The sequence below is a fragment of the Pseudomonas sp. 18175 genome (assembly GCF_050432925.1).
Taxonomy (GTDB): Bacteria; Pseudomonadota; Gammaproteobacteria; order Pseudomonadales; family Pseudomonadaceae; genus Aquipseudomonas.
On the sequence record NZ_JBKFTO010000003.1, the window covers coordinates 251139 to 266759 of the forward strand.

The 15621-nt window shown below is 59.3% G+C and carries 15 protein-coding genes; 10 read left to right on the plus strand and 5 right to left on the minus strand.

Annotated elements, in window-relative coordinates; genetic code table 11:
- Nucleotides 1-68: 68 nt before the first annotated feature.
- Nucleotides 69-833 (plus strand): LuxR family transcriptional regulator, encoded by a 765-nt coding sequence (locus tag ACLD1Y_RS06170; RefSeq protein WP_429476365.1) that lies wholly within the window; start codon nucleotides 69-71, stop codon nucleotides 831-833.
- 93 nt (nucleotides 834-926) lie between these two features.
- Complete coding sequence (locus tag ACLD1Y_RS06175; protein WP_429476367.1) at nucleotides 927-1859, plus strand: proline iminopeptidase-family hydrolase; 933 nt, start codon at nucleotides 927-929, stop codon at nucleotides 1857-1859.
- 45 nt (nucleotides 1860-1904) lie between these two features.
- Here the strand turns inward: ACLD1Y_RS06175 and ACLD1Y_RS06180 are convergent, their stop codons facing one another.
- Entirely contained in the window at nucleotides 1905-3407 is a 1503-nt protein-coding gene (locus tag ACLD1Y_RS06180; RefSeq protein ID WP_429476369.1) for a nucleobase:cation symporter-2 family protein, read from the minus strand.
- Nucleotides 3408-3581: 174 nt separating this feature from the next.
- On the opposite strand from ACLD1Y_RS06180, the gene ACLD1Y_RS06185 reads away from it, so the two are divergent.
- Together ACLD1Y_RS06185 and ACLD1Y_RS06190 are read left to right on the plus strand one after the other, a co-directional pair.
- Nucleotides 3582-4529: a LysR family transcriptional regulator gene (locus tag ACLD1Y_RS06185; RefSeq protein ID WP_429476371.1), complete on the plus strand. Its 948-nt coding sequence runs from the start codon at nucleotides 3582-3584 to the stop codon at nucleotides 4527-4529.
- Between the two features lie 143 nt (nucleotides 4530-4672).
- Nucleotides 4673-5506 carry a nucleoside-binding protein gene (locus ACLD1Y_RS06190; protein ID WP_429476373.1) on the plus strand — a complete coding sequence of 278 codons (834 nt, stop codon included), beginning with the start codon at nucleotides 4673-4675 and terminating at the stop codon, nucleotides 5504-5506.
- Nucleotides 5507-5652: 146 nt separating this feature from the next.
- Here the strand turns inward: ACLD1Y_RS06190 and punC are convergent, their stop codons facing one another.
- On the minus strand, nucleotides 5653-6837 hold the full coding sequence (gene punC, locus ACLD1Y_RS06195) for a purine nucleoside transporter PunC (protein WP_429476375.1): 1185 nt from the start codon (nucleotides 6835-6837) through the stop codon (nucleotides 5653-5655).
- 122 nt (nucleotides 6838-6959) lie between these two features.
- Between punC and punR the strand changes: the two genes are divergently transcribed.
- On the plus strand, nucleotides 6960-7874 hold the full coding sequence (punR, locus tag ACLD1Y_RS06200; RefSeq protein ID WP_429476377.1) for a DNA-binding transcriptional activator PunR: 915 nt from the start codon (nucleotides 6960-6962) through the stop codon (nucleotides 7872-7874).
- A 118-nt stretch (nucleotides 7875-7992) separates the two neighbouring features.
- Here the strand turns inward: punR and ACLD1Y_RS06205 are convergent, their stop codons facing one another.
- On the minus strand, nucleotides 7993-9162 hold the full coding sequence (locus ACLD1Y_RS06205) for an aspartate aminotransferase family protein (protein ID WP_429476379.1): 1170 nt from the start codon (nucleotides 9160-9162) through the stop codon (nucleotides 7993-7995).
- Between the two features lie 103 nt (nucleotides 9163-9265).
- On the opposite strand from ACLD1Y_RS06205, the gene ACLD1Y_RS06210 reads away from it, so the two are divergent.
- Nucleotides 9266-10171, plus strand: coding sequence for a LysR family transcriptional regulator (locus ACLD1Y_RS06210; protein WP_429476381.1), 906 nt, complete (start codon nucleotides 9266-9268; stop codon nucleotides 10169-10171).
- Here the strand turns inward: ACLD1Y_RS06210 and ACLD1Y_RS06215 are convergent.
- Together ACLD1Y_RS06215 and fabV are read right to left on the minus strand one after the other, a co-directional pair.
- Nucleotides 10168-10791 (minus strand): HAD family hydrolase, encoded by a 624-nt coding sequence (locus ACLD1Y_RS06215; protein WP_429476383.1) that lies wholly within the window; start codon nucleotides 10789-10791, stop codon nucleotides 10168-10170. The two genes, ACLD1Y_RS06210 and ACLD1Y_RS06215, sit on opposite strands and share 4 nt — an antisense overlap.
- Nucleotides 10792-10936: 145 nt before the next feature.
- Nucleotides 10937-12130 (minus strand): enoyl-ACP reductase FabV, encoded by a 1194-nt coding sequence (fabV, locus tag ACLD1Y_RS06220; protein WP_429476385.1) that lies wholly within the window; start codon nucleotides 12128-12130, stop codon nucleotides 10937-10939.
- A gap of 310 nt (nucleotides 12131-12440) precedes the next feature.
- Between fabV and ACLD1Y_RS06225 the strand changes: the two genes are divergently transcribed.
- From ACLD1Y_RS06225 to ACLD1Y_RS06240, 4 genes are all read left to right on the plus strand, one after another.
- Entirely contained in the window at nucleotides 12441-13265 is an 825-nt protein-coding gene (locus ACLD1Y_RS06225; protein ID WP_429476387.1) for an aspartyl/asparaginyl beta-hydroxylase domain-containing protein, read from the plus strand.
- 150 nt (nucleotides 13266-13415) lie between these two features.
- Complete coding sequence (gene ppnN, locus ACLD1Y_RS06230) at nucleotides 13416-14789, plus strand: nucleotide 5'-monophosphate nucleosidase PpnN (protein ID WP_429476388.1); 1374 nt, start codon at nucleotides 13416-13418, stop codon at nucleotides 14787-14789.
- Between the two features lie 161 nt (nucleotides 14790-14950).
- Nucleotides 14951-15208 carry an AbrB/MazE/SpoVT family DNA-binding domain-containing protein gene (locus tag ACLD1Y_RS06235; protein ID WP_429476390.1) on the plus strand — a complete coding sequence of 86 codons (258 nt, stop codon included), beginning with the start codon at nucleotides 14951-14953 and terminating at the stop codon, nucleotides 15206-15208.
- Nucleotides 15205-15600 (plus strand): PIN domain-containing protein, encoded by a 396-nt coding sequence (locus tag ACLD1Y_RS06240; RefSeq protein WP_429476392.1) that lies wholly within the window; start codon nucleotides 15205-15207, stop codon nucleotides 15598-15600. Before ACLD1Y_RS06235 ends, ACLD1Y_RS06240 begins: the two co-directional genes overlap by 4 nt.
- The last annotated feature ends 21 nt before the right edge of the window (nucleotides 15601-15621 follow it).

The window sequence follows — 15621 nt, forward strand, 5'->3', positions numbered from 1 at the left end:
TCCTTCGCCGGGGCGTGGCATTCTACTTGCAGCAAGTCGAGATTCAAATGAATTCGGGAGCAGAACGGATGCTGAGCAAGCTGACTGCCTTCAATCACCGTCTGATGCCGGGCAGGAGCCTGGACGAGCAGATGGACAACACCTTTATCCTCGCCCAACAGTTGGGTTTCGATGCCTTGGTGTATGACTACACCCCAGTGCCCATTGACCAGGATGGTGCACTCATCACCCCATCGGTACTGGAGCTGCGCAATACCCCGCCCGGCTGGCACACCCTGTGGTGCAGCGAAGGTTTTTACCAGATCGATCCTGTGCAGCACCTGGCCTTGAGCTGCGTGTCACCGTTTGTGTGGTCCTACGAAGCCAAGGCCGACACGGCCCTGCAAAAAATTATCGACCCCTGCCATGCCCCGGTGTCGTCTTACCTGCACGACCAGCAACTGACCTGTGGCGTGAGCGTACCGATCCACCTGCCCCGTGGCGGCTTTGCCTCGCTGACGGGCCTGCGCACCGGCAAGGCCCAGACCGTGTTGCAGGATGCCCAGCAGACCTTGTCGGATTTCAGCCTGATTTCCCATGCCTTACAGGAAGCGGCCTACCCGTTGTTCGGCAAGGAGCTGCGCACTTACCCACATATTCACCTGACCAAACGGGAGCGCGAGTGCCTCAAATGGGCCGCCGATGGCCTGACCGCCGCTGAAATAGCCACGCAATTGAGCCGATCCCTGGCGGTGGTCACCCTGCACCTGGCGTCGGCAATGCATAAATTGGGGGCCAAGAACCGCGTGCAAGCGGTGGTGCGCGCCACCCATTACCGCCTCCTCGAAGACTGACTCGACGGCAAAACCTAGCTGTTTTGCTAGTTACTTAAGTTTCCCGCGCAGATTATCGTGTCCCTGATCCTTATTCACAGAGCAGGGTACGAAATGGAATTCATCGAAAAAATCCGCGAAGGGTATGCGGCGTTCGGCGCCTACCAGACTTGGTATCGCGTCACCGGCGACCTGTCCAGCGGCCGTACACCGCTGGTGGTCATCCACGGTGGCCCCGGTTGCACCCACGACTATGTCGATGCGTTCAAGGACGTCGCCGCCAGCGGCCATGCCGTGATCCACTACGACCAACTGGGCAACGGACGCTCCACCCACCTGCCCGGCGAAGCCCCCTCCTTCTGGACCGTCGAGCTGTTTCTCGCAGAACTCAACAACCTGCTGGACCACCTGCAGATCAGCGATAACTACGCGATCCTCGGCCAGTCCTGGGGTGGCATGCTCGGCAGTGAACACGCGATGTTGCAGCCCAAGGGCCTGCGCGCGTTTATCCCGGCCAACTCGCCGACCTGCATGCGCACCTGGGTCAGCGAGGCCAACCGCCTGCGCAAGCTGTTGCCTGAAGGCGTGCACGAAACCCTGCTCAAACACGAAGCCGCCGGCACTTACCAAGACCCGGAATACCTGGCGGCGTCGCGGGTGTTTTATGACCATCACGTGTGCCGGGTCAACCCATGGCCGGAAGAAGTGGCGCGCACCTTTGCCCAGGTGGACTCAGACCCTACGGTGTATCACGCCATGAGCGGCCCCACCGAATTCCACGTGATCGGGAGCTTGAAGGACTGGAAGTCCATCGGTCGTCTGTCAGCCATCAATGTGCCGACCCTGGTGATTTCCGGGCGCCACGACGAGGCCACGCCGCTGGTGGTCAAGCCGTTCCTGGATGAAATCGCCGATGTGCGCTGGGCGCTGTTTGAAGACTCCAGCCACATGCCCCATGTGGAAGAACGCCAGGCATGCATGGGGACTGTGGTGAAGTTTTTGGATGAGGTGTGTTCGGTGCCTAGCACAATCCTCAAAGCCAGTTGAGATCAAATGTGGGAGCGAGCAAGTCGAATCATCGCTCCCACATTTCTAAACCTCAGTGGTCTCAGGCTTAGCGGTTTTCCTCAGAGTATCCGCTACCAACGGAATCTCCCGACCCTCGGCATCAAACAGCTTGCCGCCTTTGAAATAATCCCCGTCACGCAGTTCCGACACATCCCGGAAGCACAAGCTGCGCTCAGTCCCCGCCACAAACACCGACTGCTGGTCCGAGTTACCGGCCGTGAAGTGGTTGAAGGCCAGGTTCAGCAGGATTGCCATGATCGCTGATGAGCTGATGCCCGAGTGGAAAATGGTCGCGAACCAGCTCGGGAAATGATCGTAGAAGCTGGGCGCCGCGATGGGGATCATGCCAAAACCGATGGAAGTGGCCACGATAATCAGGTTCATGTTGTTGCGATAATCCACCTTCGACAGCGTACGAATACCGCTGGCCGCCACGGTGCCGAACAGTACGATGCCTGCCCCACCCAGCACCGATGTCGGCACGGCCGCGATCACCCGCCCCATGAAGGGCAACAGCCCGAGGATCACCAGGAACAATCCGCCAGTGGCCACTACAAAACGACTCTTCACCCCGGTAACCGCCACCAAGCCGACGTTCTGGGCGAAGGCACTTTGGGTGAATGAGCCGAAGATAGGCGCGAACATGCTCGACAACATATCGGCACGCAGGCCGTTGCCCAGGCGCTTGGAGTCAACCTTGGTGTCGATGATCTCGCCTACCGCGAGGATGTCCGCCGAGGTCTCGACCAGCGTCACCATCACCACGATGCACATGGAAATGATCGCCGCCACATGGAAGGTTGGCATGCCGAAATGGAATGGTGTGGGGAAACCGAACATCGGCCCTTGGGTAACACCGGAGAAGTCCGCCATGCCCAGGAACACCGCGATCACGGTGCCGATCACCATGGCCAACAGAATCGACAGTCGCGAGATCGTCGCGCTGCCGATCTTGCTCAGCAGCAACACCAACACCAGGGTCAGCGCTGCCAAACCAATGTTCGACATGCTGCCAAAATCCGCCGCCCGGCTGTTACCCCCCATGGCCCACCGCGCCGCAACGGGCATCAGGGTAAGGCCGATGGTGGTGATCACAATACCGGTGACCAACGGCGGGAAGAACTTGGTGATGCGCGAAAACACCGGCGTGATCAGTAGCCCGATCAACGACGCGGCCATCACCGCTCCGAGTATCACCGGCACACCACCAGCACCGTCGCTGCCGACAATCGCCACCATGGTTGCCACGCCAGCAAACGACACGCCCTGTACCAGCGGCAATTGGCAACCAAAGAACGGCAGGCCAAGGGTTTGCAGCAACGTGGCCAAGCCACCGGCAAACAGCGACGCGGCGATCAACAGGCCGATATCGGCCGGCGACAACCCGGCTGCCTGGCCGATGATCAGGGGGACGGCAACGATGCCGCCGTACATGGTGAGCACATGTTGCAGGCCGTAAGCCATGTTGGCGGCGACGCCCAGATTTTCATCTTCCGGCCGCTGCGGTGACGCCTTCGGGATAGTCATGGTGGGGGGGTCTCTGTTTTTGTTGTGCATTCACTGTATGCAAAGGAAACGAGAGATGTCCATAGAGTTGTATACAATCAATTTCACAATAGACTTGGCACGACCGTTACAAAAATCCATTCAGCCGCCCTGCCCCGTGGCTTGAAGCCGTGCGCAAAAAGACCGGAAAAAAAAATGCTCAACCGCAAGTTGCGAATTCACGCCCCGGCGATTTACTACTTCGACATGGTGCGACGCTGCCGCTCTATCCGCGAGGCCGCACGCCGGCTGAACGTGGCGTCATCGGCCGTGAACCGACAGATCCTCAAGCTCGAAGACGAGATGGGCGCAGCCCTGTTTGAACGCTTGCCCGGTGGGCTGCGCGTGACCGCCGCCGGGGAGATCTTCACTCGCCACGTAACGCTGCTGCTGCAGGATGTGGAACGGATGCGCAGTGAGTTGGACGGTTTGCACGGCGTGCAGACTGGCCATGTGGAGATTGCCACGGTGGAAGGTGCCGCCGTCGAACTGCTACCCGCCGCCCTCAAGCGCATGCGCGAGCGCTACCCGCAAGTGACCATTGGCGTCACGGTGCAGGGCTCGCAGTCGATTCCCGGCGCAGTGATCAATGGCCAAGCTGACTTGGGACTGGCGTTTGCCCTACCCCGCAACAGCGAAATCACGCAGCTGTGCGTCGGGCATTTCCGCCTGGGGGCACTGATGGCACCCGCCCATCCGTTGGCAGGGGAAGCCAGGGTTAGCTACGGGCAATGTTGCGAACATGGGGTGATCCAGGCCAAGAGCGAGTTGTCGGTGCATCACCTGATCGCCCCATTGCATAAGCGTGCGGCGGCGAATAAATCCTTGCTGCAGAGCAACTCCATGGAGTTGGCGCGGCAGTTGGCGCGCCAGCAATTGGGCATCGCCTTTCAGACCCGTATCGGCATCGAGGCCGACCTGGCACGCGGCGAACTGTTGCATATCCCCTTGAGTGACCAGGGCGGCATCTTCAGCGACCTCGGCGTATACGCCCGCAAAGACCGTGACCTGCCGGTAGCGGTGCAGGCCCTGACTCACTTGCTGAGGGAAGAAATCGCCCTGCGCGAACGTGAAGAAACATCCTGGGGACCTTGTATTTCCTGACTTTCACGGCAATTTCGCTGCTGCCGTTTCGGCATCGGCCCAGGCGAGATTCTGTTCTTTGGCACACACCGCCCATGTGCTGATACTGCGCCCGGCGGCCCCTGCAAGGCCGTCATGAGCCAAACGCCAAAGGAATTAAAACAATGAAAAAGGCACTGCACGGCGCAACCGTATTGCTCACCCTCCTTGGCGGCGGGGAGGCTGTCGCGGTGGAATGGATGAACAACAGCGTAGGATTTCGCTACGGCCAACACTTCACCAATCCAAATAACCCCGACGATTTCAGCAAGCGCATTTACAGCTTCACCCACGCCAGCGGCTACCAATACGGCAGCAACTTCCTGAACCTGGATGTGTTCCTTTCCGACACCAGCGACCCACGCAAAGGCACCGACCACGGCGGCAGCGAGGTGTATGCGGTGTACCGGCACCAGTTGTACGCGTCGCGGGTGTTCGATGTGCCACTGGGTACCGGTGTGATCAAGGACTACGCGCTGACCCTGGGCTTTGATGCCAACCGTAACAACAACTTCGCCTCGGCGAAAAAGCGCGCAGGGGTGATCGGCCCGACCTTGAAGTTCAACACGGTGGGCGTGCTGGACCTGAGCCTGTTGTACTACAAGGAAAAGAACCACACCGGCATCCCCGGTGCGCAGGAGTCAAACCACACCTTCGACGCCACCTACATGCTCAACCTGACCTGGATGCGCCCGTTCGAAATTGCCAACCACGGGGCGAAATTCCAGGGCTTCATCAATTATGTCGGGGAAAAAGGCGAGGACTACCATGGGCGTGACACCGCACCAGAAGCGCTGATGCGTACGGCGTTAATGGTGGCGGTACTGCCGGGTAAAAGTGTGAAGCCGAACCTGTACTTGGGGGTGGGGTATGAGTACTGGCACAACAAGTTCGGCGTGGACGGTGGCCGGGGTAGCCGTACGTCGACGCCGACGGTGAATATGGAAATCACCTTCTAACGCATGCAGCTTAGCCATTGAAGAAACCCAATCAAAATGTGGGAGCGGGCTTGCTCGCGAATGCGGTGGTTCAGTACAGAATATGCTGGCTGACACACCGTATTCGCGAGCAAGCCCGCTCCCACATTTTTGACCGCATTGCCATATCAGGCCTTTGCCAACTCCGAACTGTCGGTCTTCGGCCGCGCCAACCAGTAGCCCAACACCGCCAACGGCGCTGTCGCCAACATCACGATCACGGTAATCAGCAACGGCTGCTCGATCATCGACGACACCAACAAACTGCTGAGAAAGCACAACCCCAGTTGCAGGGTGTTTTGCAGCGCGGCCGCCTTGCCAGAATTTTCCGCAAAAGGCATCAGCGCATTCGCAACAACGATGGGGTAACTGGCACCGTTGACCAGCGCCATCAAGCAGAACGGAATCAACAAGGTCGTCAAGGTGGGCACGGTCATCGTCGCAACCAGGTACAACGCCACCATGCTGATGCAATACGCCAGCAGCAACCACGGCAATAACGTCTTACCCTGGAAATGTTGCAGGGCACTGCGGCAACTGTAGCCGCCCACCAGAAAGGCCAACGTCGGCAGCACATAGCTCAGACCGATGTCATTCGGGCTGTAGCCCATGTCCCCGAGAATGAAGGGTGATGCCGTCAACCAAGCGAAGAAACTGGCCGAGCACGCGGCAAAGATCATCACATTGCCGGTGAACACGCGGGAGGTCAGCAACTGGCCATAGCCCAGGCGCGAAGGTTGGCCTTCAGCCACCTGACGTTTCGGCGCGGTACGCAGGAACAATGTCGGCAGCAACAACAGCAGCGAAACCCCCAGCAACACGCCAAAGATCGCCTGCCAGCCAAAGTGATTGAGCACCATCGCCCCCAACAGCGGCGCCAGGGCCGGTGACAGCGACATCAACGGCATGATGCTGGCGAACACGCGGTGGGCCTTGTCCGCCGGGTAGCGGTCGATCACCAACGCCTGCCAGCTCACAGCGGCAGAACACACGCCAATCGCCTGCATAAAGCGCAGCGCCAGCAATTGCGGCGCGGTTTCGACCCAGAACATGCCTGCACAGCCCAGTACGAACAGGCTCAGGCCCGCCAGCAGGATCGGCTTGCGCCCCAAGCGGTCGGACAACGGCCCCCACAACAACTGCCCCACCGCGAAGCCCGCGAGGAAAATACTCAAGCTGGCACCCACCGCACCCGCGCCAATCTGCAACTGCTCGCCCATGGCGCCGAACGCCGGCAAGTACATGTCCATGGCGAGATAACCGAGCATGCTCAGCCCCGCCAGATACCAGGTGAAACCAAAAGAATTTTTCATCGAAACCTTGTTGATACTGCCATCAAACAATTTGCTGACTGCCGCCCATTATGAAGCTGACAGTTTTTGTGTGAAGCGATAATAATTGAACATCTCTATCAATAATTTTGAAGGCAACTGCCATGTGGTCCGAATATTCCCTGGATGTCGTGGATGCGGTGGCGCGCCATGGCAGCTTCAGCGCTGCGGCCCAGGAACTGCACCGCGTACCGTCAGCCATCAGCTATACGGTGCGTCAGATTGAAGAGTGGTTGGCGGTGCCATTGTTTGTGCGGCGCCATCGCGACGTCGAACTGACCCCCGCCGGCCGCCTCTTTATAGAGGAAGCCCGGGGCGTGATGAAAAAAATGCTCGGCACTCGACGTCTCTGCCAGCAAGTGGCCAATGGTTGGAGTGGCCAGTTGAAGGTGGCGGTGGACTCCATCGTCAAACCTCAACGCTGCCGACAATTGGTACTGGATTTCTACCGGCAGTTTCCCGAGGTGGAATTGCTACTGGAGTACGAGGTGTACAACGGCGTGTGGGACGCCCTGGCGGATGAGCGCACCGATATTGTCATCGGTGCAACCAGCGCGGTGCCAGTGGCCAGCCGCTTTACGTTCCGTGACATGGGCCTGCTGAACTGGCTGTGCGTGGTCAGCGCAACACATCCACTGGCCGCTGTGAATGGTTTGCTCAGTGATGATCAACTGCGCCCGTTCGCCTCGCTGTGCATGACCGACACCTCACGCAACCTGCCCAAGCGCGACACCTGGACCCTGGATAACCAACGGCGGTTGGTGGTGCCAAATTGGCCGTCGGCCATCGACTGCCTGCGTGATGGCCTGTGCATCGGCATGGCGCCTGCGCATCAGGTGCTGCCGTGGATCGATCAGGGTGAACTGGTGGCGTTGCAGTTGAGCCGACCGTTTCCGGCCAGCCCTTCGTGCGTGGCGTGGGCGCAGGACAAGCTGTCACCGGCGATGGCTTGGTTGTTGGATTACCTGGGGGACAAGGAGACGATGAACCAGGAGTGGCTCAATGGAAATGATCTCTGAAAACAATGGAGATCCCTGTGGGAGCGGGCTTGCTCGCGAATACGGTGTGTCAGTCACAGTTGTGTTATCTGAACCGCCGCTTTCGCGAGCAAGCCCGCTCCCACATGTTGATCGCATTTCAAGCCAGCAAACGGGAGATAGCCCGCACAATCATCTCCACTTCCTTGCCATCCAGCGTCAATGGCGGCAGCAGGCGAATGATCTTGCCCCGTGTGACGTTGATCAACAAACCATGCTCCTGGGCCGCGCGCTGGGCCAGGTCGCGATAAGGGCTGGCCAACTCGATACCGATCATCAGGCCTTGCCCGCGAATGGCCACTACCTGCGGGTGTTCAGCCAGTTCTACCCGCAACCGCGCCAGCAGGCGTTCACCTTGTTGTGCGGCGTTCTGCAGCAAACCTTGTTCTTGGATGATATCCAGCACAGTACAACCGACCCGACAGGCCAACGGGTTGCCGCCAAAGGTGCTGCCGTGACTGCCCGGTGTAAACAACTGCGCCACCGCCGACCGGGCCAGGCAGGCGCCGATGGGTACACCGTTACCCAGGCCTTTGGCCAGGGTCATCACGTCGGGCACGATGCCTTCATGCTGGAAGGCAAACCAGGCGCCGGTGCGGCCGATGCCGGTCTGGATCTCGTCGAGCATCAACAGCCAGCCGTGGCGGGTGCAATGATCACGCAAGGCGCGCAGGTAACCCGGCGGCGCTGGCAGCACGCCACTTTCGCCCTGTATGGGTTCCAAGAGCACCGCAGCGATACGCGCACCAAACGCCTTGGTGAGCGCTTCTATCGCTGCGATATCACCAAAGGCTACTTTGAGAAAATCCCCCGGTAACCGCTGGAACCCCAAACGTACTGACGGCCCGTCGCTGGCCGCCATGGTGCCCAGGGTGCGGCCATGAAAGGCGTTTTCCATCACCACGACCAACGGCTCTTCGATGCCCTTTTTCCAGCCGTGCAACCGCGCCAGTTTCAGCGCCGTCTCGTTGGCTTCGGCGCCGGAGTTGTTGAAAAACGCGCGGTCCAGGCCAGACAGTTGCGTCAGCCGCCCCGCCAGCTGTTGTTGCCAATCGATGCTGTAGAGGTTGGAGGTGTGCAACAGCAAACCGGCCTGCTCGCTGATGGCCGTCACCAACCTGGGGTGAGAGTGTCCGACGTTGGTCACCGCTACGCCCGCCACCGCATCCAGGTATTCGCGCCCCTGCTGATCCCACAGGCGCGTGCCCAGGCCACGGGTAAAACTCAAGGCCAAGGGTTGATAAGTGGTCATCAGGCAGGCGGCGGTCATGGTGGCAAGCTCCAGTGAATCAGGGTGATGGCAGCAGTATCGTTAGCCACCCCAACTGGATAAACTGCGCAATCCTGCAATGACTTTAAATCAGGGATTGATAATGGACCTGTTCCAGGCGATGTCGGTGTACGTGAAAGTGGTGGAGACCGGCAGCATGACCGCCGCCGCCCAGGCGTGCGGCCTGTCGACCACCATGGTCGGCAATCACTTGCGAGCCTTGGAACAACGCTTGGGTGTCAGCCTGCTCAAGCGCACCACCCGCAAACAAAGCCTCACCGAATTTGGCGGACAATATTATCAGCGCTGCCTGGAAGTGCTGGGACTGGTGGCTGACTCTGAGCAACTGGCCGAACAGGCCCACAGTGATGTTCCCCGGGGCACCCTGCGCATCACCGCACCACCGGCGTTCGGCACCGAACGCCTGGCGCCGGCCTTGAGTGAATTTTCCCAACGCTACCCGCTGATCAAGCTGTACGTCGTGCTGAGCAACCAGCGCGTCGACATGGTCGACAGCGGCTTTGACGTGGCCATTCGCCTTGGCGAGCTGGAGCCTTCCAGCCTGATCGCCCGGCCGATGCAGGACTACACCATTACCCTGTGCGCCTCCCCGGACTACCTGGCCAGGCACGGCACGCCGCAAACGCCCGACGACCTGCAACAGCATGACTGCCTTGCCTTCGCCTACCCCTCCACCGACGACTGGCGCAACGCCGACAAGCTGTGGCGCATGACCGGCGCAGAAGGCGAAGTGGAAGTCCCGGTGTCTGGCTCAATGACCATCAACAGCTCCCAAGCCCTGCGCCAAGCGGCCGTACAGGGCATGGGCATCGTCATGCTGCCCGATGCCCTGGTACAGCCGGACCTGGAGAACGGCAAGCTGGTGGCCTTGTTGAGCGCCTACCAACTGCCGAGCCGCCCCATGCACTTGCTGTATGGCCAGGACCGCTATCGGCTACCGAAATTGCGCGCCTTCGTCGACTTCGTTATGGAGAAGTGGGCGCGCTAGAAGCCCACGCCCAGCTCGCGCAACCGTGCAGCGGTGCGCTCGGCCGATACATGATGGATACCTTGCCAGCCAAGGGCGACCGCGGCGTCGATGTTGCCAACAACGTCATCGATAAACACCACTTCTGCGGGCTGGATATCCGGCAAGTGGGCACGCACCTGGCTAAGGCTCGCACGATAGATCGCCGCATCGGGCTTGATCAGCTTCAGCTCGCCCGATACCACGATGTCGCGAAAACACTGCAGAAATGGGTAATTGGCCAAGGCATAAGGAAAAGTCTCGGCCGACCAATTGGTGAGCCCGAATAACGGCATATTCGCCTGGTGCAACGCTTTGAGAATTGCTACACCCTCGGGCAACGGGCCACGCAGCATCTCGTGCCAACGGTCGTAGTAGGCTCGGATCAGGCGTTCATGATGGGGATAGTGTTCGATCAGGCTGCGAGTGCCTTCGGCCAGGGAGCGGCCGGCGTCCTGCTCGGTATTCCAGGCCTGGGTGCAGATGTTATCGAGAAACCATTGCCGCTCTTGGTCGTCGGCAATCAGCTTGCGGTACAGGTGATGCGGGTTCCAATCGAACAGGACACCGCCGAAATCAAAAACTACTGCACGAATCGTCATCAGATCCTCCGTTAGCGTGAGTGATAGCTGCAGGAGTCTGGCAGATCTGGAAGGCGCGAAGGCGCGATTGCGAGTAAGACGATTCTGAAAAAACACGCATTCAATGTGGGAGCGAGCAAGCCCCCTCCCACACTTTTGACCGTGTTTAGGCTTGGACTAAACCATTGATCTTCACGGTTGGATTCACATCAGCATCGTAATCCACGCCGTCGATCTCAAAGCCGAACAAGCGCAGGAACTCAGCCTTGTAACCGGCGAAATCGCTGATCTCGTTGACGTTCTCGTCGGTCACCTGGTCCCACAGTGCCGCCACGGCGTCCTGGACCTTAGGTTCCAGCTCGGCCAGGTCGGCGCGCAGGCGGCCGTCGGCGTCGAGTTTAGGCTCGCTGCCGTACAGGCTGTCCTTGAACAGGCCGTAGACCTGCTCGATGCAACCTTCGTGGGTGCCCTGCTCTTTCATCACTTTGAACAGCAGCGACAGGTACAGCGGCATGATCGGGATCGCCGAGCTCGCCTGGGTGACCACAGCCTTGAGCACCGACACACGGGCGTCGCCCTTGAGGGCTGCGAGGTTGTCGCGCAGGGTCAGGACTTTTTTGTCCAGGTCTTTCTTGGCTTCGCCGATGGAGCCGTTCCAGTAGATGTCCTGGGTCAGCTTCTCACCGAGGTAGGTGAAGGCGGTGGTCTTGGCGCCTTCGGCCAGTACGCCGGCTTCACGCAGGGCGTCGATCCACAGCTGCCAGTCTTCGCCGCCCATCACTTTGACGGTACCGTCGATTTCTTCCTGGGTTGCAGGCTCCAGGGTGGTTTCAACCACAACGCCTTTGTCGGTGTTGATACCGCGCAGGGTCACGGCCTTGCCGATCGGCTTGAGGGTGGAGTTGTGCACCACGCCTTGCGGATCGGTACGGCGTGGCGCGGCCAGGCTGTAGACCACCAGGTCAATCTTGCCCAGGTCTTTCTTGATGGTTTCGATGGTCAGGCGCTTGATCTCGTCAGAGAACGCGTCGCCGTTGATGCTCTTGGCGTACAGGCCTTTTTCGACAGCAAATTTCTCGAACGCGGCGCTGTTGTACCAGCCGGCCGAGCTCAGTTTGCCCTCTTCGCCTTCTTTCTCAAAAAACACGCCCAGGGTGTCGGCGCCGCAGCCAAACGCGGCACTGATGCGCGCGGCCAGGCCGTAGCCGGTGGAGGCGCCAAGGACCAGCACCTTCTTGGGGCCGCCTTCGATGGCGCCGTGTTGGGTCACGTAGTCGATCTGTTCCTTGACGTTCGCTTCACAGCCAACAGGGTGAGCGGTCACACAGATAAAGCCACGAACCCGCGGTTTGATGATCATAAAATTTCTGCCTCTTCCAAGGGGTCGACGGCCAATGGTGGCCATTCAACTTTATTCGTACCGGTCTATGACGTCCGAAAAACCGAAGCGTCACGATAGTCGCAAATCTTCTGTTTACAAAATCCAATCGGTAAAACGCGTGCCGGGTTGAAAACGGTGTAAAGCCTTCACAAATTCGCAATATTTATAACGCTCAAACGGCGCAGGACGCCTTATCATGGCGTAGTTGTTTCAATATGTTTCAAAACCCCCACCACTCGCAGCCAGGGATCCGGACCTGTCGAATGGCGTCCTGCTGGAGCTGAGTTGCATGAACAAGCCTGCTTTGCGTAAAAAAGCGATATCCGTCGCCTGGGTACTTGGCGTGTTGCTGATTATTGATGTGTTCCCCGAAACCACCCTGGTGTTTCTTGGCCTGGTGCTCGTGTGCGGCATTTACGACTTCCTGCGCAATGGCCTGTATGACACGCCCACGCTCAAGAAATATTTTATCGGCAGCGGTCGCAACACCTGGCTGCTGGCGCCGTTCAACACCGTGTTCGACCTGCTGAGCTCGCGCAACCGCCACGTATACGCGATGCGCGACCTGCCACCCGCCTGGCGCGAAGACCTGCAACAGGTGATCAACGACGCCATGGCCCACAAGGATGAAATCATCGGTTACCTGGATGAGCGCATGGCCGAGAAGAAGCGCGGCATGTTGTTTTTCCAGTGGTATGGACGGCCCATCGAAACCACCCTCGACATCCCGGTACTGCGGGAAAAACTGCCGTTCGTGAAAACCATTGGCGTGTCGGTGTTCAACGAAAACCGCTCGACCTCCTTTCACTTCGGCCCGCTGCGCATGATGTTCCGCGTGCTCTACAACATGGCGCCGGCGCCCCATCACGAGGGCGTGTACATCCAAGTGGGCAAGCACAAGCATTACTGGCACGACGACCCGCTGTTTATTTTTGATGACACGCTGATGCATGCGTCCTTCAACAAGAACGATGCCAAGCGTTACTGCTTGTTTATCGACATCGTACGGCCAACACCGTTGCCGTCGGTGCTCAATGCGATAATCGCGGGGTTTGCCGGGTTGGTCTTTACCCTGCGTCGGGTTTTCTACAAAAATTGGAAGCTGATTCAGTAGGTTCTGCGGCATGATGGGGGTGGACGGTGTTTGCACCCGGCCTTGAAACTGGGGTAAATATTCGGCTCGTGCGACGGTCATCGTCGCCCACCATTCTCAAGCCATCGCGACGCCCTTGGGCTGCGGTGGCTGCGCTTTCAAGGAATCAGAATGCCCCAACGTCAAGTCATCAATGCCTCCGTCAGCCCCAAGGGCAGCCTCGAAACTCTGTCCCAACGTGAAGTGCAGCAACTGAGCGAAGCCGGCACCGGCAGCACTTACACCCTGTTTCGCCAGTGCGCCCTGGCAATCCTCAATACCGGCGCGCATATCGACAACGCCAAGACCATCCTCGACGCGTACAAAGACTTTGAAGTGCGCATTCACCAACAAGACCGTGGCGTGCGCCTCGAACTGCTGAATGCCCCGGCCGACGCGTTCGTTGACGGCGAAATGATCGCCAGCACCCGCGAAATGCTGTTCAGCGCCCTCCGTGACATCGTCTATACCGAGAACGAACTGGACAGCCAGCGCATCGACCTGAGCAACTCCCAGGGCATCACCGACTACGTGTTCCACCTGCTGCGCAACGCCCGCACGCTGCGCCCGGGTGTCGAGCCGAAAATCGTAGTGTGCTGGGGTGGGCACTCGATCAATACCGAAGAGTACAAATACACCAAGAAGGTCGGTCACGAGCTGGGCTTGCGCAGCTTGGATGTGTGCACCGGCTGCGGCCCCGGTGTGATGAAAGGCCCGATGAAGGGCGCGACCATTTCCCACGCCAAACAACGCATCACCGGCGGGCGCTACCTGGGCCTGACCGAGCCGGGCATCATCGCGGCCGAGGCGCCAAACCCGATCGTCAACGAGCTGGTGATCCTGCCGGACATCGAAAAACGCCTGGAAGCGTTCGTGCGTGTCGGCCACGGCATCATCATCTTCCCTGGCGGCGCCGGTACGGCCGAAGAGTTCCTGTACCTGCTGGGCATCCTGATGCACCCAGACAACCGCGACCTGCCCTTCCCGGTCATCCTCACCGGGCCGAAACACGCCGCGCCCTACCTGCAACAATTGCATGCGTTCGTCGGCGCCACGTTGGGCGAAGCCGCGCAGGCGCACTACCAGATCATCATCGACGACCCGGCCGAAGTCGCGCGCCAGATGACCGCCGGGCTCAAGGCGGTGAAGCAGTTCCGACGCGAGCGCAACGACGCCTTTCACTTCAACTGGCTGCTGAAGATCGACGAAGGCTTCCAGCGCCCGTTCGACCCGACGCATGCCAATATGGCCAGCCTGCAATTGAGCCACGCGCTGCCACCCCATGAACTGGCCGCCAACCTGCGCCGTGCGTTCTCCGGGATCGTGGCGGGCAACGTGAAGGACAAAGGCATCCGCTTGATCGAACAGAACGGGCCATATGAGATCCACGGCGACCCGGCCATCATGAAGCCGCTGGATGAGTTGCTACAGGCGTTCGTTGCCCAGCACCGCATGAAATTGCCCGGTGGTGCGGCCTATGTGCCGTGCTATCGCGTGGTGCAGTAACGCCATCATTTGGTCATAAGTTGTAGTGCTTTGCGGCGTGCCGTTGATGTGAATTGGACTAGGTTTTACGTATTCCAATTCACTCACCCGCCAGCGAGCACCCTATGGACCAACGGATCTTGTCCTCCATAATTCCTTACCCTAAGGTAAGGAGCATCACGATGGAGATCTTCAGCATGGCCACCGCCACACTTACGTCAAAAGGGCAAATCACCATTCCCGTCCAGGTCAGAACCGCACTGGGCCTGGAAACCGGGGACCGCGTTGAGTTTGTCGAAATGGAAGACGGCAAGTTTTCCATCATTGCAGCCAGCAAAACCGTGCATGACCTCAAGGGCCTGATCCAAAAACCTGCCAAGGCCGTTTCTGTGGAGGACATGAACCGCGCCATCGCAACGCAAGGAGCGACCGCGGGATGATCGGCCTGGATACCAACGTGCTGGTGCGTTATGTCACCCAGGATGACCCCGTGCAATCGCCCAAGGCATCCGAGCTGATAGAGTCGCTCACAACGTTTTCACCGGGCTTTGTCAGCCTGGTATCCGTGGTGGAGTTGGTATGGGTTCTACAAAGCTGCTACCAATCCGCCAAGGCAGACATCGTGACCGTCCTGGAAACATTGCTGCGCACCCGCGAACTGACCATCGAGCATGCAGAGATCATCTGGCAGGCACTGCGACGGTTCACGGGGAGCAAAGCCGATTTTGCCGACTGCCTCATCGAACGTTGCGCCAATGGGGCAGGCTGCGAGTACACGGCCACCTTTGACCTGAACGCTGCCAAGGCAGCCGGCATGAAGCGACTGATCTGAGCCATTGCATTGCGGCCACAC